The organism is Rhodopirellula sp. UH5 (assembly GCF_056839225.1).
Window position 1 is genome coordinate 3,415,701 of the sequence record NZ_CM166390.1, and the last position, 17,886, is coordinate 3,433,586.

The following is a 17,886-nucleotide window of genomic DNA, read 5'->3' on the forward strand; positions in this document are numbered from 1 at the left end:
GACTCCTCCGCCGTTCCCTCCATGAACCCCCTCTGAAACCTTGCAGCGAGATCGCGGTCCTCCACTCCCCCGCGATCCGCTTCCAAAACCCAACGATCCCTCCCTCCCAAAAACAATCATGGCTCGCTCTGAATTTTCTGCTTGGTGCTTGATGATCGGCTCAGCGATGCTGGGCACACTGACAACCGTTCTCTTGAGTGGTTGCCAGCCTCCCATCCCATTGAGCTCCGTCACATTGGCGGCAGCTGCCGCCAATGAGTCGGTCGTGACCGACGTGGACTCATCGAAATCCGACTCTGGATCCGCGCCGGACATGAAGGAATTCATGGCTCCCGCCCAAGTGATGGAATCCGGCAAAGAATGGCCCCAGTGGGGCGGGACCCGGGTTCGTAACAATGTTCCCAACGCAAAGAACTTGCCCGAATCCTGGAACATCGGCAAATTTGACCGTCGCACGGGCGAATGGGATGGATCCAAAGCAGAAAACGTTCGCTGGTTCTCCAGCCTCGGCAGCCAAACGTACGGCAACCCCGTGGTCGCTGGTGGCCAAGTCTACGTCGGCACCAACAACGGCAACGGATACCTGGAACGCTATCCCAGCAACGTTGACCTTGGCTGCTTGCTCGCATTCGACCAAGAAGACGGAAGCTTTCTGTGGCAACACAGCAGCGAAAAGCTGATCACCGGTCGCGTCCACGATTGGCCTTTGCAAGGCATTTGCTGTGCCCCATTGGTCGAAGGCGAACGCCTTTGGTTCGTCACCAGCCGTGGCGAAGTCCGTTGCCTGGACACCCAAGGTTTCCACGATGGTGAAGACGACGGCCAAGTCCAAAACGAAGTCGCTCGTGTCGGTGACCTTCCCAATGGCGGCGAAGGCAGCGAATTCGAAGACTCACTTTCATCACTCAACCAAGGTCAGCTCACGGACGCTTTGACCAAGGTTTTGACCGAGGCTGGAAGTGCTCCCGAAGGCAAGATCGAGATCAAAACACTCGCCGAAAACAAATCCTGGACCGCCACAGGCAAGTTCGGTGGCGTGGAACGCACCCTGGCATTCAAACAACTCGGGCCTCGCATCTCGATCTTCAAGACTCTGTCAGTCGAAGACAAACAAGATGCCGATGTGATCTGGGTCTTCAACATGATGGATGAACTCGGTGTCAGCCAGCACAACATGTGCTCCTGCAGCGTCACCAGCTACGGCGACCTGTTGTTCGTGAACACCAGCAATGGTCTCGACGAATCCCACATCAACTTGCCCGCTCCCGAAGCTCCCAGCTTCATTTGCATGAACAAGAACACGGGCGAAGTCCTGTGGACCGACCAGTCCCCTGGTAACAACATTCTTCACGGTCAATGGTCGTCACCATCGGTCGAAGTTCTCGGTGGTGTGCCACAAGTCCTGTTCTGCGGTGGAGACGGTTGGCTCTACAGCTTCAAAGCAGACGGTGGAAAAGACGGTGCCGGCGAATTGCTTTGGAAATTCGACTGCAACCCCAAGGAATCCAAATGGATCCTTGGTGGCGAAGGCACTCGCAACAATCTGATCGCCACCCCAGTCGCCTACGACGGATGGGTTTACATCGCGGTCGGCCAAGACCCTGAACACGGCGAAGGCGAAGGACACCTGTGGTGCATCGACCCAACCAAACGCGGCGACGTCTCGCCTCAACTGGCAGTGAAGATGGAAGGTGACAGCCGCGAACCGATTGACCACAAACGGATCCAAGCCGTCGAACCTGAGAAGGGCGAGGCTGCTGTCGACAATCCAAACTCGGCGGTTGTCTGGCACTACTCGCTGGCCGACCAAAACGAAGACGGCGAAATCGACTTCGAGGAAGAAATGCACCGCAGTTGCGGTACCGTCGCGATCAAAGACGATGTGCTCTACATCGCTGACTTCTCTGGGTTGGTCCATTGCTTGGACGCCAAGGGCAACGAAGACGGCACGTCGATCGTCCACTTCACTTACGACATGTTTGCCCAAAGCTGGGGCAGTCCCTTGATCGCCGATGACAAGGTCTACATCGGGGATGAAGATGGCGACGTGTGCGTTTTTGAGTTCGGCGCTGAAAACAACGAACCCATCGAAGAGATCAACATGGGAACCAGCGTTTACAGCACGGCCGTCGCGGCGGATGAAACCATTTTCATCAGCACCAAGGACAAATTGTTCGCGATTGGCAAACCTCGCTGAGCGTCTGTCGCTGTTGAGGCCAACCTGCGACGTCGCCATGACAAACCGTGAGCGGCATGCCGATTCCTCGACACCGTGCCAACCTCGGTTTTCGCCGATCGACTGAAGCCAATCATTCACCACCGAGTTCACTCTGGACCGGTGGCGAAACTCGTTTCAACGCGAGCCCAATTGGCTGAAAAGTCACTCCGGACAAAGACGCGAAACTACGCGTCTTGATCCAGGATCTGTTCTTCAGATCCGCGGCGTTGGCTGATCGGCCGATCCACCACGTGCTCTTCACGGCGACGTGATGTTTGCGGATCTTCGTTTTCACTTCGCTGAGAGACCGGTGCGACCCGATAGGTCAGACCGTGAAGCGTGTGAATGATTGGCATCGAAATGGGAGCGAACATGGTGTCGTCTCGTTCAAAAGGTCGGTGGACACGAAAGCCTAGCTCTCTGTCACCTCCTTTCGGCGATCCCTTCCGGTCCTGAATGGCGAAAAGCGACATTTCGTCACAACCCAATGTCCACCTGGTCCGATTGTGCGGGCAACAAGACAATCAACGAGGCGTTCCGACACACAGATCGCCAACAAAGCGACATCCGACGCCATAAACCAAGTCAACGCTTGAACTGTCAGACGCCTGCGAGCTGAAGACCGTCCAGCAACTCAGCGGCCGCTTCGCTCTTGTTCAGAACGTAGTAGTGGATTCCCGGAACGCCATGCTTCAGCAAATCGATCGTCTGCTGGCGAGCGTGATCCACGCCCACCCGGAATTGATGAGCAGCGTCCTCCTTCTCCGACATCGCCGATTCCAGTTCTGCCGGAATCGATGCCTTGCACATCGAAGCAATCCGTTTGGCCTGTTTGAAGTTCGTCACCGGTAGAATGCCTGGAACGATCGGCACTTCGATGCCAATCGCTTGGCAAGCGTCGCGGAACCGATAGAAGTCGTCGTTGTGGTAGAACAACTGCGTGATCACGATGTCAGCCCCCGCGTCCACCTTCCGCTTCAGGTTCACCAAATCCGTCTGGAAATCGACGGCTTCCTGATGCGTTTCTGGATACCCAGCCACGGCGATCCCCAAATCGTCAAATTTCCCTCGAATCAGTTCCACCAATTCGTTCGCGTACTTCAAACCACCCTCTGTCACCTCGAACTTGGTGGTGCCTTGAGGCGGATCCCCTCGCAACGCAACGATGTAATCGACACCGATCTCGCGAGCATCTGCCAAATACCCCTCCAACTCCTCGACCGTCGAACCAACGCAGGTCAGATGCGAGGCCACCGGCAGGTTGGTGATCTGCTTGACCTTCTGCAGGACCTCCAACGTCGTCCCACGACTCGATCCCCCCGCGCCATACGTGCAGGTGAAATACTTCGGGCTGAACTGCATCAACCGTTCCACGTTTTTGCAGAGCAGATCCACACCCTCGGCATTCTTGGGCGGAAACAGCTCAAACGAAATCGCACAACCGGAGGACTGATAAACAGAAGCCAGAGTCATCAAACAAATCACAAAAGAAGAAATGTGCTGCAAAAAGGCACGCTGCAAGAGAATAGTTGGGCAACGTCACCGGCCAGGCAGTTCCAGACAAAACCGGGCACCTCGCCAGTATAAGCGACCGCCCGTTTGACGGAACCAAGCATCCCGCCCGAAGAGAACCGGAGCCTCCCAACTTTACCGCAATCCCTTCGCATCCCGAAACCAGCCGCCGTTCCCGCATTCGCCTCGGCAACGGCCTGACGGTGTTTCTTTGCGGGAAAGTCTGCCACCAACGAAGGGACGCTGTGGCGGCACCTGCTTAGAGCAGGGAATTGGGACGCTGAGCACCTGGCCATTTGTCCGGGGAGGCGGTTCCTGACACGATCACCCCTTTTTTCTCCCAGCCCAAGTACGCCGTGACATCGGCGGGGCAATAACGCAGCGTCAAACCACATCGTCTGCGATCACTCTGATTCGGAGCCGACCCGTGAACCAGCAGGTCGCTGTGAATCGACACTTGTCCCGCGTGAACCGGTGTGAAACGGTGCTGCCCGTACTTTTCTGGTTCGCTCACGACCTGGTCCAAGACGTTGCCGGAATCAGAGTCGGTCATGTCGAAGTCAATCAATCCATGCTGGTGGGACCCGGTGTAGACCTCCATCCCACCATTGCCCAAATCGGCATCGTCGATCGCCAACCAAACGGTCACCGCCTTCGTCGGGGTCAACGGCCAATAACTGGCGTCTTGGTGCCAATCGACTCGCTTGCCATCCCCGGGCATCTTGCAGAAAAAATGCGAGCCCCAACCGATCACATTTTCGCCAAGCAGATCCGAGACATAACCGACCAACTTGGGATGCTGCAACAATTCCCACACGCGAGCGTGTTTCAGGTGGGCGCTGCTGATCGAATAGCTGTCCTTCCCGGCGGCCATCGTCTCAGCCAACAAGGCATCGAAGTATTCGCGCAGAGAAGCGGTTTCCTCCGGGTCCAAGACATCCAACGGCCCCAAATAGCCGTCCCGGTTCCAAGCCTCGATTTGCCCCGGGCTCAGCAACTGAGGCGAGGCGTTTTCAGTGGGAAAGAAACGGATCTCGCGTGGAACCGTTTCAATCGACTCTCGATCTGGAATGATCGCAAACGCAGCGTCCGAGGGGGATCCGGTTTCGTTCATGGGGACTGAATTTCGTGCTGGAGGATGGGGGACGAGTCCATTGTCAGCGAGTCCAACAGGTGATTCAACCCAACCAAGTTGCGGGGACAAGCCAGCGTGACCGTTAAAACTGGCGCAGTCCATCAAGATTCTCAATTGCTCGGATGCCACCCATCAGCTTGGCGGCGCCAAGCAATCCATGCGAACTAGGGTTGGATGCAACGGTTGCCTTCAAGGCGGTTGCGACACCTCTCGATCCCTTTGTCCGCACCCAATACGTTCTCACGGTTTGCACCATGTCCATCGCAGCCAACACCCATCCACCACGTCTGGAACGATCCACAACGGTGGTCGACCGCACTGTTCAGTATGGCGTCGTGAAAAAGATCGCCTTCCACTGGGTCATTTTCTTCGTCTGCAATTCCATCGCGTTGCTGTTGTGGTTGCGTCTGTTTGAGCACCCTGACCTGAGTTGGCAGCACTCCTTTGAAGATTGCGTCCGGCGTTTCCTGCCCTTCTTCTTGATCTCACTCGCGTTGATTCCTGCCTTCGTGCTGGACACGTTGAAACTAACCAATCGTTTCGCCGGACCGATCATGCGGCTCCGCACCGAGATTCTGAATGCGGCCGAAGGCCGTCCCGTCACACGGTTGTGTTTCCGCACGAACGACTTCTGGCGTGATGTCGCAGACTCCTTCAACAGCATGGCGCAACGGACCGGTTTGCTCGTCGAAGAGAACGCCGAGTCAACCGACACCGAATCCAGCTCATCCTCCCCCAACGTCTGAATTCATCCGATGCCTGCACCCACCTCCCGACCGCGGGACCGAAACGTTCCTGGCCGACGAACTCGTCGCAGCCGATCCGGTGTGGCAACGGTTGAGTTTGCCGTTTGCTTACCGGTCCTGATCCTCTTGGTTTTCGGCTCGATCGAAGCTTCCAGCATGATCTTCCTGAAACAGTCACTCAACGTGGCAGCGTATGAGTCCACGCGAGAAGCCATTCGCGACGGCCGCAGCAACGCCGACGCCGCCGCTCGCGCCCGAGCAGTCCTCGATTCCCGCGGCATCATTGGCTACCAGATCACATTCCCCAACGGCGAATCGCTCGACGCGGACCGCGCCGCCGAAGTCGTGACCTCGGTGTCCGCTTCGAGTGCAACGAACAGCCCTCTGCTGGGTCGATTCCTCACCGATCGCCAACTCACCGTCAACACGGTGATGTTGAAACAGTGAGACCGCAATCGCACCACTGAATTCACCACGCACATCCGCCCCGTCCAACTTCATCCGACTCGTCCGGAATCGCAGCATGCATCCCGCCTCCACCACCAAGTCGACGCTGTCTCGCAAACTTCGTGATCGCTGCGTCGCATTTGACCTTCATCGAATTCGCCGTGCACCGCAACGGCAGGGGGCGATGCTGGTGCTGATCGCGATCATGATGTTTTTATTCTTGATCGTCGTGGCTTTCTCAATCGACATCGCACAGATGCACCTGGCTCGGACCGAGTTGCGTTCGTCAACCGATGCAGCCGCCAATGCCGCCGCAACCACTTTGGCAGACACGCTGGACCGCAACCAAGCCATTCGGCGCGGTCAGCAAATCGCACAAGCCAACTTGGTCAACGGACAACCATTGTTGCTCGGGGACAGCGACTTCCAGTTCGGCAGATCCGAGCGTCAAGTGAACGGCAAGTATGCGTTCACTTCCGGCGAAGCTCCCTTCAACGGGGTTCGTGTCAACGGCCAACGCACCACGGGATCATTGTCCGGCCCCGTGCCATTGTTCTTTGGCAACGTCACCGGCACCTCGATCTTTGAACCGGAAGCATTTGCGACGGCAACCTATGTCGAACGCGACATCACCTTGGTCGTCGACCGCAGTGGTTCGATGGGCGGCAGTCGATTCGCTGACCTCCGGGATGCCATCCGAATCTTCACCGACATGTTGGCCACGACTCCGGTCGATGAACAAATCGGGCTAGCCTCGTACAACGACCGAGCCAGCGAAGACGTGCAGTTGACCGAAAACTTCGCCGAAATCACCACCGCCATGGACGGGTTGAGAACGGGTGGATTCACCAGCATTTCCGGTGGCATGCAAGCCGGACGGGAAATCGCCCTGCGTGGTCGACCTCCCGAGTTTGTCGAACGCACCATGATTGTGATGACCGATGGTCGCCACAACCGAGGCATCGAACCCAGAGTCGTGGCCAATGATCTCGCCGCCGATGGCGTTACCATCCACACCATCACCTTCGGAGCCGGCGCCGACTTCGGCCGCATGCAAGACGTCGCACGCATCGGAGGTGGTCGGCACTTCCACGCCACCGATGGCGCCCAGTTGCGTGAAATCTACCGAGAGATCGCCCTCACGTTGGGAACGGTTCTGACCGAGTGATTTCGATCGGCCACCAATTCCATCCCCTCACTTCTTCCCAACAAATTCCCATGCACTCGCCGACTCACTCTCGCCGACACCTCGCCCAACCGAAATCTCGGCAAGGCGCCGTTGCGGTCGAATTTGCCGTTGTCGTCCCGTTGCTGTTCTTGTTCTTCTTCGCAGGATTCGAGTTCATGCGAGTGGCGATGGTCCGGCACACCATTGACAACGCGGTCTACGAAGGGGCTCGCGTGGGGATCATCCCCGGTGGCACCAACGCGGAAGTCCGAACCGAAGCCACGCGGATCCTGGGCACCATCGGAATCGATGTCTTCAACCTGGAAGTGGAACCGGCCAACATCACGGACGCCACCCAAGACATCACCGTTCGCGTGACCGTGCCCCTGGACCGCAACACCTACGTCCCCGCGAACTACTTTCTCGGCGAAGAAATGCAGCGAGAACTGACGATGCGTCGCGAAGGCCGCTAAGCACCACGTGAACAACAAGTGACGTAGCTGAAGGGCGCGAGCCCTCCGGTTCTTCACCGGGCGGCTTGCGCCACACCGCTAATATCGTCGCTTGTTGTTCACGCGTTGCTAGTGGTCTGTCAGGACTTGTTTTTAGGGTAGTGGACGAGGCCACGAGTCCTGAACTGGCGTAAAATCCAAGGACTCGTGGCCTCGTCCACTACGATCAACCCTAACTTTTAACTTTGACGGACCACTAGCTCACTTTGCCAAACGAGTCTTCAAGAACGATTGATACTCTGGGCGTCCACGCCACTCTTCGAAAAACGCTTCGTATCGCGAATCGCTGGACCAGTACTTCGATTCCGGATGGTCCGGGTCGACACGTTGCTCGGGATAGTCCAACCCCGCCACGCTGTCATCGACCGACGCGTTCCATTCCGCCAACCACTCGCTCAATCGCGACGCAATTTCCGGGTAGTCTCCGGTCACGTCTTTGCTTTCGCTGACATCATCGTCCAGTTGATACAGCAGTTCGCTGGTCACCGATTTCCCCTTCTGCTTTCGCGTTTCGCGAATCAGCTTCCACTGGTTGTCGACCACGGCTGACTTGCCACGAAACCGAAACCCGATCGGCTTTTCGCGACGAACCATGGCGGTCGCGCCATCGCCCTGAATCACCGGCAGCAAACTGATTCCATCGACAGGCGTGGTCAGTGAGTCACCGGGCAATCCCAGCAAATCCACCAGCGTCGGCGCGATGTCGGTCGCACAAGCTGGAACCCGACTGACGCGTCCAGCCTGAATCTGATCGGGCCAGTGCAACACACACGGCACGCGCAGCCCACCCTCGTAAAGCTGCGACTTGTGACCTCGCAGCGGAGCCGTCGTCGATGGTTCGATGCCTGGCAAACCACCGTTGTCACTGCAGAACCAAATCAACGTGTTGTCCAGCACACGCAACCGTTCCAAACCTGCTCTCAGAGTTCCCAAACTCCGATCCATGGCCACCAATTCGCCATAGTGATTGCGAGAGTCTTCATCCATGCCATCGATGATCTGCTGCAACCTTGCCTTTTCATCTTCGTCCTTGCCCGCATCGACCAATGCTTGCATGTCTTCATCGGATGCCACAAACGGACTGTGCGGGGTGCCATACCAAACCACCGCGAAAAACGGTTGCTGAGACCGCGCCGATCGAGACGCGAAATCCAACGCTTCTTCCACGATCACTTCGGACGAGTCGCCTTCGAAGGCTTCAAACTTGCCACGCCGACTCATCAAGGGGTTGCGATCAAAGAAGTTGGTCACCGACAACCACACATCAAATCCAAACCGACCGGGATGAAAGCGATCCTCGCCTAGGATCGGAACTCCCGGTCCGCGAAGACCATTCAGATGCCACTTTCCAAAGTGCCCGGTGACATAGCCCGCCTTCCGAATCGCAGTTGCGATGGATCGTTCCTGATGTCGCAGTGCGTGACCATGCGAAGGCACACCGGTTCGCTCGGGCGAACGCCCCGTCAGCACGCTCGCTCGGGTTGGCGAGCAAACTGCGGAGGCCGCGTAGAACCGATCCAAACGCAAACCATCGGCTGCCAAGCGATCCAGTTCAGGTGTCTTCAGCAACGGGTGTTCAAAGTATCCCGTCTGCGCGTACCCCAAGTCGTCCGCCATCACCAAGATGACATTGGGACGATCGGGCTCGTCGCCAGAGACACTTTGCCCCAGCACCGTGCCACCGACCATCATCACGATGCCACACAACAACCCGCCCAGTCTCAACGACATGCCTGTTCTCCCAAGAAGCAACTGCGTCCGCCTATCTCACCGGCTCAAACAACGAAATCAGTCGACCATCATAGGCTCAACCTCACTCGCTTTCTCGATCCAAGTCTCATACTTTTCTCGCATCGGCGCCACTTGCGATAGAAGCCCTTCTTTTAAGTAGACGTCAGCCGGCAGCTCGTCGTGAGCAATCCCCCAAGAGGCGTACGTGGATCCAAACTCTCTGAAGACTGTGACCAAAACTTCTCTTTCTTTGCACGACCGAAGTCTCGTGCGCGAAACACGACGAATGGAAAATTGCCATCAAATCTCGCATCGGCTGATGTCCTGCCAAAGTTTCTCGCCAAGCCCACGCAAACGAAGGCATCTTTTTCCAAAGCCGACACGTCGATTAAAAAATCTTGGAGAATCCCCTTCGCTTTTTCGACCCGCCTTTCATTCTGAACAAAATCTTCCGAGATTGGCTCGTCCCCCGCGAGCTGCCCACAGAAGCCAAGGCAAGAAACCAAGACGCAGAGCAAAAAACTCCAAGAGCAATTCATAACGTTTCCCCACGATTGAATGAGTTCAATACAGTGCATCAGACACCGTCATTCTGCACTCAGTCACGTCAACAAAATTCATCACACGGTTGCTTCAATCCGAAACCTTATGCAGGTGATCATTCAGAGGCAATCTTCTCGTCGCGACTCGGACGTTGAGCATTCAAAAAGGCAAGCACTCGACGAAGTGAATCCCCCTCAAAGAATCGCTTGCCGCCGTGGCCAGCACCCTCGTGCTGAATCAGCTCCACTTCGAGACCAGTGGCCTCGTACAACTCGACCATCCTTTCGCTTTGATCCAACAGCACCGTCTTGTCGGCGGTTCCGTGAAAGATCAATAGCGGCGGGTCGTCAGAGGACACGTGGGTCGCCGGGCTGGCCAGTCGCTCCATCGACTCGGCAACCTTCCCGTCTTTGCCGCCCAGCAACGCGTAGCTGCCGGAGAGATCAGTGTACGCTCGCTCGGGTTGAGTCTTCCCACGCAGAACAAAATCAGACGGGCCGAAGTAATCGATGACGGCCTGCACGCGAGAGGACTGCTCGAGGTTTCCGCCCACTTCACCTTCCAACTCAGCCACATCGCCGGACGTGCCCAGCAACAACGCCAGGTGCCCGCCAGCGGAACTTCCCGCGACCGCGATCCAGTCCGCGTTGTAGCCATAGCGTTTCGAATTGGCTCGCAACCATCGAATCGCCGCTTTGCAATCGTGAACCTGAGCCGGGAAAATGGCCTCTTTCGAGAAGCGGTAACTCAGGCTGGCCAGTGCGTACCCGTTCTCAGTCACCTGCATCAGCTTCGGATTGCGTCGCGAACCATTCCGCCACCCACCGCCGTGAATCCAGACCACCAAGGCAGGCTTCTCAGACATCGCCGGCACGAACAGATCCAACTGGAGCGATCGAGTTTCATTCTCTTCGCCTGGCACCTGGGCGTAGACCAAGTCTCGATGCACCACCACCGAGTTCGCATCTTGGGCAGCGCCGGTCTTCTGCAATGTCAAGAAACACACGACAATGAGCAACCATGGACGATCAATGCGTTTCATCTTTGCGTTCCCGACTCAACGGAGGTGGATGAAGCTCCTTGGCGACATCGCCGAAAACCCCATCGTACCCGATGCAGAAGTCCGCTTGGCGCTGCGAAGCCATCTCCTTGCGACGCGCCATGACATCCCACCGAAACGACACTTTCCAACCAACAGGCCCTTCGTTGAACGACACACAATACGAACCATGGTTGATTCGGCCCGACCTGGAATTCCTCAACCACGGGTCCTTCGGCGCCACACCGCGCTGCGTGCTCGAAAACCAACGGCATTGGCAAAACCTCTTGGAAGAAGACCCAATTGAGTTCCTAGCACCGGAAAGGTCGCTGCTGCCCAAACTCGACGTCGTTCGCCAAACGGTTGCCCAAGAGATTCACGCGACTCCCCATGACATCGCGTTTGTTCGCAATGCCACCGAAGGAGTCAACGCCGTCGTGCGTTCGTGGCCATTGCAATCCGGCGATGAGATCCTGGTGACCAACCATGGGTACAACGCCTGCATCAACGCGGTCAGCCAAGCCGCTGATTCCGCCGGCGCGTCGGTGGTCACCGCGAACATTCCGTTCCCCATTCGCCATCCCAAAGAAGTGGTGCAGGCGATCGAGCAAAGCATCACCCCCCAGACCGCCTGGATGTTGATCGATCATGTGACCAGCCCCACCGGGATCGTCCTGCCAGTTGCCGAGCTGATCGAACTGGCTCACTCCAACAACATTCGCGTGATGGTCGATGGGGCTCACGCCCCTGGAATGCTGCCGCTGAACCTCGACCAACTGCAACCCGACTACTACACCGCCAATCATCACAAGTGGTGGTGTGGTCCGAAGGTGTCTGGATTCCTCTCCGTCCAAGAAGACTTCCAAGACGAAGTGCTGCCTCCCATCATCAGCCACGGCGCGAACACGGAAGGCTACGGGCCAAGCCAATTCCAAAGCCAATTCAATTGGCCCGGAACCTTTGACCCATCACCGTTGCTGGCCCTCCCCACCGCGATCGACTTTCTCGCAAATTTGTATCCAACGGACGGCCCCAACCGGTTGGCTGGATTGATGCAGCACAACCATGAACTGGTGGTGGCGGGCCGACGCGTGCTCTTGGAGAAACTCAACCTTGCCGAGCCAGCCCCTGAATCCATGCTTGGAAGTCTCGCGACGATTCCGATTCCAGCTTGGACGAATCACTCGCCCGCTCAAGTCCAAGCAGTCCGAAATTCTCTGCGAGCTGACCATCGCTTTGAACTGCCCGTGTTCCGGTTTGATGCAGCCAATGTCTGCCTGCGGATCTCGGCGCAAGCCTACAACACGCTGGAACAATACGAACGTCTCGCCGATGCGGTGGCCAAACTCTCGTAGAGGCCCGCTACCCGGCCAATCGTTGCTCGGATTGCGACGCGTCGGAGGTCGTGGGCATCGCCAGAATCGAAGGACCGTCCTGGTCGCTTCGTTCGATCTGCTTGGACTGACGTCGAGCCTTCACGCGACGAAGCACAAAGTGCATGCCGAGCGGGACACAAACTGCGATGAAGGTCGCCAACGACATCTTCAACAACGGCGACGCCGACGGCAGCCCATGCTTGACCGCGATGTGAACGAGCACCAGCACGGGATGATGCAACAAGTAGATCGCGAAAGAAGCCGTCGCCAATTGCTGAGTGATCGGGTCCAGTCGCTTCACCCATCGGCACGCCAATCCAATCAATGAAAACGCAACCCCCGTGGCACCCGCAACGGTCAACAATGCGAGGCACAACCAAGTCGAGGAACTGATCACAACCGGGAAAACGGAGGCTTGCTCGGTGTCACTGACCGTTGGCTGTTCCAGCACCCAGATCCCAAGCATCGTGGCAGCGACGCAAACCATCGCACTGGGACACCAAGCTCGACCGGCGAACCGAGTCAGACCTTGCATGTCAGGATCAGCGTGTGCAATCAACACTCCCATCGCAAAGGCGCACCCGCTGTACAGCCACTTGGAAGGCACCGGCAAGAACGCGTGTTGGAATCCCCAAACGACTTCGGGACGAACACAAAGCACAGCCACACCCACCGCGATCACCAGCGGCATGCCGATCCGAAAAACACGCTTCGGATCCGTCTGTTGCAGCCACTTCCAGGCACCCGCCAAAACGGCGATGTAAAGAATCAGGTACTGCAAGAACCACAGATGAGACAGCCCCCAAAGGTGCTGGTCTTGCCCTTCGGAGAATTTCAACGATCGCATTTGACGGGGCGTGATCACACCATCCGCCAACCAGCCCAACAACCATGCGTAGAGGTCGACGGGGATCAAAAACACAACCGCCAAAACGAAGGGCCAACCCAATCGTCGTGTCCTGGATTTCAACGTCGCCAGTGGACCTCGCGAGGCCATGCTGCGTACAGCCAAGAACCCAGCCATCACCAAGAAGATCGGCATGATGACAATCTCGATCGCCCACATCAGCGCCGTGAGCCCCGAATGCGGGGTATCGGTGGTCGCCCAAGTCAGTCCTGGGACGTCCGGATTGGAATAAGGCACACAGGCATGCAGCACCACAACGCCAATGGCCGCCCACGCCCGCACGGCATCCAGGCCGAGCAGGTTGGTATTCTTGGGAGCCGATTCGGCAGAATCCGCTTGATTCAGACGAAGATGAGTCGCACGCATGTCCTTTCAATAACGAATTCTCGTTCGCGAACGCCAGACGAGTCAGCTCGAAACCCGCCCGTGCAACTTGCCGTGAAACTCAATCGCCAACCAACGGCAGCCGAACTCAAGCGAACTGACGCAGGCACTCAAAACAAACTCCCTCCAATCCTCTTCAACAGGAACCCTCATGCCGGAGTTGCCGGAAGTCGAAACGATGTGCCGCGGGATCGCCCCAATCATCGGGCGCGAGATTGAGCGGGTTGAAGTTCCGCCGTGTCACTGCCGACCGATGACGATCGAACCCTCGATCGCCAGCATTCACCGACAACTGCGAGGCCGCCCGGTTCAGGCAATCGAGCGTCGCGGCAAACGAGTGATGCTGTGCTTCGACAATCGGTCGCGACTCGTCATCGAACCTCGGATGACAGGCCTGGTGCTGCTGGCCGACCCACCGGATCCAGACCACTTGCGACTGCGGATCCAGTTTCGCCCGCCATCGATTCCATCCGCGGACGCTCCCACGGAATTGCTGCTCTGGGACCGTCGCGGGCTGGGGACGATCCGCTGGATGAGCGAACAGGACTACCTTGAAAAAGTCGATTCGCGTCTGGGACCGGACGCCATGCGCATCACCGCAGAGGAATTGCGTCAGAACTTGGCGGCCTCACGTCGCCCCATCAAAGTGGCCTTGCTGGATCAATCCGCCGTCGCCGGGATTGGCAACCTGTACGCGGCCGAAATCCTGTTCTTAGCCGGCGTGGATCCCCGCACACGTTGCGACCGACTGACAAAACCACAGTGGGAACGCATCCATCCTGCAATCACGTTGGTGCTGCAAGACGCGATCAACCACGAAGGCAGCACGCTGAGCGACGGGACGTATCGCAATGCCCTGAACGACCCCGGCAACTATCAAAACATGCACCGGGTCTACGATCGCGAACACCTGGGGTGCCCGCGATGCGAGGGCGGGGTGATCCGGCGAATCGTCCAAGCTCAACGGGCAACGTTTTTTTGCCCGGGATGCCAACGCAAAAGCGGTCGGCATCCCAGCGTTTCCATGCCAGACAACTGTCGAGACTGACCTCCGTCAGTCATTTGAACTCGAAAACCCGCAAGCAGGCTGTCGGTTGGTCGGTTCGACTCTTCATGTGAGCCGTTTGGGCGTTAGCCCCGGTTCAGTGGCGTTGGAACTGAGGCGAATCCTAAGCGGCTCACGAAATGAACCGCCCGCGAGCCCTCCAGTGACGCATCGATCAATTGTCGATGCAGGTTTCCAGGAACCGTGCCAAGCGATGGAAATCCGAGTTCTGCTCGATGAAGCGAACCTTGGTGACCAGCGTTTGCGGGTCAACCAATTCTTCAAACGGCACAAAGTGCAAATCAAATTGGCCGGAAACGGAAACCATCACGCCGTTGAGTTTCTCTTCCACGAGCGCTCGGTAAGCACCGACGCCGAGTTGCGATCCCAACATGACATCGTAAGCGTGTGGTGGTGCACAACGAGATTCGTATCCCATTTGCAATCCGTTCACCTTGCGAGTCCGACCGGTGCGTTCGTTGTAGCGAGCGGCCAACAAGCGGGACATCAGCGCTGAAAGGTTCACCAACGAGATGTTGATGTGACCGTGATCATCGCGAGTGACGCCTTCGAGATACTTCGCGGGTAGGTACTCCGCCATGCCTTCCGCGATCACGATCGTGCCGTATTGGCGGCCTTCCCGTTCGCGAGCCAGCATCATGTCGACCATCCGATCGATCACACGATCCATCGCCATGATCTTGCGAGTCTCGCCAGTCTCTTGATTGACGACTTCTTCTTCCGCCAGTGCTCCGATGATGTCTTCCACGCTGAGCACCATGCTGGCTTCACCGGCAATCGCGGCACCGTACGCCAGCCAACCGGCACTGCGGCCCATCGCTTCGCACAAGAAGTACGCACGACCAGCCGCCGCGTCGTAGTTCAAGTTACGGATTTCTTCGGCCAAGGTTTCCACGGCGGTGAAGAATCCAAACGTGAAATCAATGCCTGAGTAATCGTTGTCGATCGTTTTGGGCAGATGAACCACCGGGAAACGACGTGCCTCGCCGGGCAGGTTGTCTTGGAACATTTTGAGTTTGTTCGCGGTTTTCAGTGTGTCGTCGCCGCCGATCGAGATCAACGCGTCGACTTCCAGCGAACACAGGCCTTCATACACGCGGCGAAGCGGCGCGACCAACTCGGGATCTTTCAGATGCTCGGGGCTGCTGACGTGTTTGCCGGGGTTGGTCCGAGCCGTTCCGATCATGATCCCACGGCTACTGCGAGCGTGGGTCAGCGAATCGTGCGTGAACCGCATGTAATCGGTGCCTTCTTGCAACGGCCCCGCCGCGGTGTACTCCGCCAAACGGCTGTAACCGTGCTTGATGCCGAAGACCTGAGCACCTTCTTCCAGGAACGAAAACGCAGCGGTACTGATGACCGCGTTGGCGGCGGGAGCGGGTCCGCCAGCGAACAAGATCGCGACGCGTTTGATATCCAAATTGTGATGAGCGAGCTCAGCCACGATGACACTGCCTGGTGAAGAGGAATTTCCGAAGACAATCGCGTTGCGATCGAGAGCCCAGATTCTAAGCATCCACTCCGTTTCGCCAAGACGCCTGCCAATCCGACAGGTCGTGTGCCGATTTCAAGGTTCGTTTCGCCTGACGCTGATCATCACCTTCCCTTTTGGTGGCCTGACGAATCGGTGTGCATTTGGGAGGGATAGGAAAGCTTTGCCCCATCGCTTTGGTCGTGTCTCTGAAGGCGTGAAACAGACGCCCTGGGGGCTGTGACATTCTCCACCGGTGATCGCAGCGTTGGGCTGGAAACAGGTGGGATGGTGGGGATTGCGACGGTGCGCCTTCTTTCCCGGAGGGAATGCAGAGGGTAGCCGGCGGTCGAGCGAAGCGAACACCGCCGGGATGCCCCCCGATCACACGGTTGACCCCGAAGGGGTCGAAGACTTTGACGGCCGAGCTTTCTGCGACTCCCTTCGGGGCCGACGCCGCGATCTTTTGTCGCTGTCCGGTGGTTTTCGCTTTGCTCGACCACCGGCTACCGTCTGTGACCACTTCGTGGCCTCACTCGCGAACGCGAGCCCCTGTGAAACACGAGCAAAATGCGACCACCTTGATTGGACCGCTTACCACCGATTCGCCAGGCCTCCCTTTTGGGAGGGTCAACCGAAGCGAAGCGAGGGTTCAGCATCGGATCCCGCGGGTAACCCCAACCGGCCCGAAGCGATCCGTTCCCTGCTACGCGGCGGCTCGTTTGCTCATGCCGGAAGCGAGATTTTCAGCGTCCCGAAGCGTCCCTGAAGGCGTGACAGCCTCGTCCGTCCCCCCGACCGATTCGCCTGTCTCGCCAGACGACGATCCAGAAACCGGCGGAGCGAGTCGATTCTTGCGGCGGCGAGAGCCAGCTTTTTCACTGCACAAACGATCACACAGCTCGGCTTCTTCGGGATCCATGCGATGCTCCATGACTCGCAAGGATTCTGCCACCTTCTCTCTCAGGTCGTCGATGGACTGCCCAGGAGCCGGAAAGATCGGGTCGCCAAACAACGCGTCCACCCGAGTGAACGGCAACAGAATCTGCATTCGATCCCATGCTTTGGGCATGATCCAACGTCGCCGGGGAATCAGCACCACGGGGACGATCGGCACGTCGGCTTTGATCGCCACCATCGCAATCCCTTTTTGCACGACCCCACGAGGCCCGCGCGGCCCATCGACCGCGATCACGCTTGGATTGCCATCCTTCACGTGGCGGATCATCTTGGTCAGCGCCGTGGCGCCCCCCTTTTCTCCCACTCCGCTGCTGCCACGAATCGGCACACATCCGTTGCCTCGAAGCAACGGCATCAACAAATCCCCGTCACGGGAACGAGACACCATCGCCCCCACTTTGGGCGCGGACAATGACAAGGCAGCTAACTGATGAGCATGCAGAATCGCAAGCGCGTACTGCTTGCCGGTTCGCTGCACCAAGCGTTCACGTTGGTCATTGCGAACACGTATTCGAAACGTGAGTCGAAACAACCTGAACGTCACAGCGATGCCTGCTCCGATCACTGGATTCACGAGTGGTGGGACTTTCATCGAGGGAGTAGGAAAAAACAGACAACGACGTAGGACAACCAAAGGAAACGCCACCACGGAAGGACATCCCTTCGATGGC

The 17,886-nt window shown here is 57.6% G+C and carries 15 protein-coding genes; 7 read left to right on the top strand and 8 right to left on the bottom strand.

Translation table 11 applies throughout. The features are described 5' to 3' along the window. Positions 1–118: 118 nt before the first annotated feature. On the top strand, positions 119–2,197 hold the full coding sequence (locus UH5x_RS12085) for an outer membrane protein assembly factor BamB family protein (RefSeq protein ID WP_047812925.1): 2,079 nt from the start codon (positions 119–121) through the stop codon (positions 2,195–2,197). 206 nt (positions 2,198–2,403) lie between these two features. Here the strand turns inward: UH5x_RS12085 and UH5x_RS12090 are convergent, their stop codons facing one another. From UH5x_RS12090 to UH5x_RS12100, 3 genes are all read right to left on the bottom strand, one after another. Further along, positions 2,404–2,592 (bottom strand): hypothetical protein, encoded by a 189-nt coding sequence (locus UH5x_RS12090; protein WP_236696002.1) that lies wholly within the window; start codon positions 2,590–2,592, stop codon positions 2,404–2,406. A gap of 226 nt (positions 2,593–2,818) precedes the next feature. Next, entirely contained in the window at positions 2,819–3,703 is an 885-nt protein-coding gene (gene metF / locus UH5x_RS12095) for a methylenetetrahydrofolate reductase [NAD(P)H] (RefSeq protein ID WP_047812926.1), read from the bottom strand. A 286-nt stretch (positions 3,704–3,989) separates the two neighbouring features. Then, positions 3,990–4,844, bottom strand: a complete 855-nt coding sequence (locus UH5x_RS12100; protein ID WP_047813044.1) for a phytanoyl-CoA dioxygenase family protein — start codon at positions 4,842–4,844, stop codon at positions 3,990–3,992. 143 nt (positions 4,845–4,987) lie between these two features. On the opposite strand from UH5x_RS12100, the gene UH5x_RS12105 reads away from it, so the two are divergent. The 4 genes from UH5x_RS12105 (at position 4,988) to UH5x_RS12120 (ending at position 7,699) form a co-directional block, all read left to right on the top strand. Continuing rightward, the gene (locus tag UH5x_RS12105; RefSeq protein WP_236696004.1) at positions 4,988–5,611 is read left to right on the top strand and encodes a hypothetical protein; all 624 of its coding nucleotides are present in this window, start codon (positions 4,988–4,990) and stop codon (positions 5,609–5,611) included. 9 nt (positions 5,612–5,620) lie between these two features. After that, complete coding sequence (locus UH5x_RS12110; protein ID WP_236696005.1) at positions 5,621–6,058, top strand: TadE family protein; 438 nt, start codon at positions 5,621–5,623, stop codon at positions 6,056–6,058. A gap of 76 nt (positions 6,059–6,134) precedes the next feature. Further along, positions 6,135–7,226, top strand: a complete 1,092-nt coding sequence (locus UH5x_RS12115; protein ID WP_482635790.1) for a vWA domain-containing protein — start codon at positions 6,135–6,137, stop codon at positions 7,224–7,226. 50 nt (positions 7,227–7,276) lie between these two features. Next, positions 7,277–7,699 (top strand): TadE/TadG family type IV pilus assembly protein, encoded by a 423-nt coding sequence (locus UH5x_RS12120; RefSeq protein ID WP_047813047.1) that lies wholly within the window; start codon positions 7,277–7,279, stop codon positions 7,697–7,699. Positions 7,700–7,939: 240 nt separating this feature from the next. Here UH5x_RS12120 and UH5x_RS12125 read toward each other — a convergent pair whose 3' ends face one another. Further along, positions 7,940–9,469, bottom strand: a complete 1,530-nt coding sequence (locus UH5x_RS12125) for a sulfatase family protein (protein ID WP_482635791.1) — start codon at positions 9,467–9,469, stop codon at positions 7,940–7,942. 658 nt (positions 9,470–10,127) lie between these two features. Further along, entirely contained in the window at positions 10,128–11,054 is a 927-nt protein-coding gene (locus UH5x_RS12130; RefSeq protein WP_482635792.1) for an alpha/beta hydrolase fold domain-containing protein, read from the bottom strand. A 164-nt stretch (positions 11,055–11,218) separates the two neighbouring features. Between UH5x_RS12130 and UH5x_RS12135 the strand changes: the two genes are divergently transcribed. Continuing rightward, the gene (locus UH5x_RS12135; protein WP_482635793.1) at positions 11,219–12,406 is read left to right on the top strand and encodes an aminotransferase class V-fold PLP-dependent enzyme; all 1,188 of its coding nucleotides are present in this window, start codon (positions 11,219–11,221) and stop codon (positions 12,404–12,406) included. 7 nt (positions 12,407–12,413) lie between these two features. Here the strand turns inward: UH5x_RS12135 and UH5x_RS12140 are convergent, their stop codons facing one another. Further along, on the bottom strand, positions 12,414–13,700 hold the full coding sequence (locus UH5x_RS12140) for an acyltransferase family protein (protein WP_482635794.1): 1,287 nt from the start codon (positions 13,698–13,700) through the stop codon (positions 12,414–12,416). 169 nt (positions 13,701–13,869) lie between these two features. On the opposite strand from UH5x_RS12140, the gene mutM reads away from it, so the two are divergent. After that, a complete protein-coding gene (gene mutM / locus UH5x_RS12145) occupies positions 13,870–14,766 on the top strand; it encodes a bifunctional DNA-formamidopyrimidine glycosylase/DNA-(apurinic or apyrimidinic site) lyase (RefSeq protein WP_047814239.1) in 897 nt (298 codons plus the stop codon). A 172-nt stretch (positions 14,767–14,938) separates the two neighbouring features. Here mutM and UH5x_RS12150 read toward each other — a convergent pair whose 3' ends face one another. Together UH5x_RS12150 and UH5x_RS12155 are read right to left on the bottom strand one after the other, a co-directional pair. Next, the gene (locus tag UH5x_RS12150; RefSeq protein ID WP_173442646.1) at positions 14,939–16,228 is read right to left on the bottom strand and encodes a 6-phosphofructokinase; all 1,290 of its coding nucleotides are present in this window, start codon (positions 16,226–16,228) and stop codon (positions 14,939–14,941) included. A gap of 733 nt (positions 16,229–16,961) precedes the next feature. Beyond that, positions 16,962–17,861 carry a lysophospholipid acyltransferase family protein gene (locus UH5x_RS12155; RefSeq protein ID WP_482635795.1) on the bottom strand — a complete coding sequence of 300 codons (900 nt, stop codon included), beginning with the start codon at positions 17,859–17,861 and terminating at the stop codon, positions 16,962–16,964. Positions 17,862–17,886 lie beyond the last annotated feature (25 nt).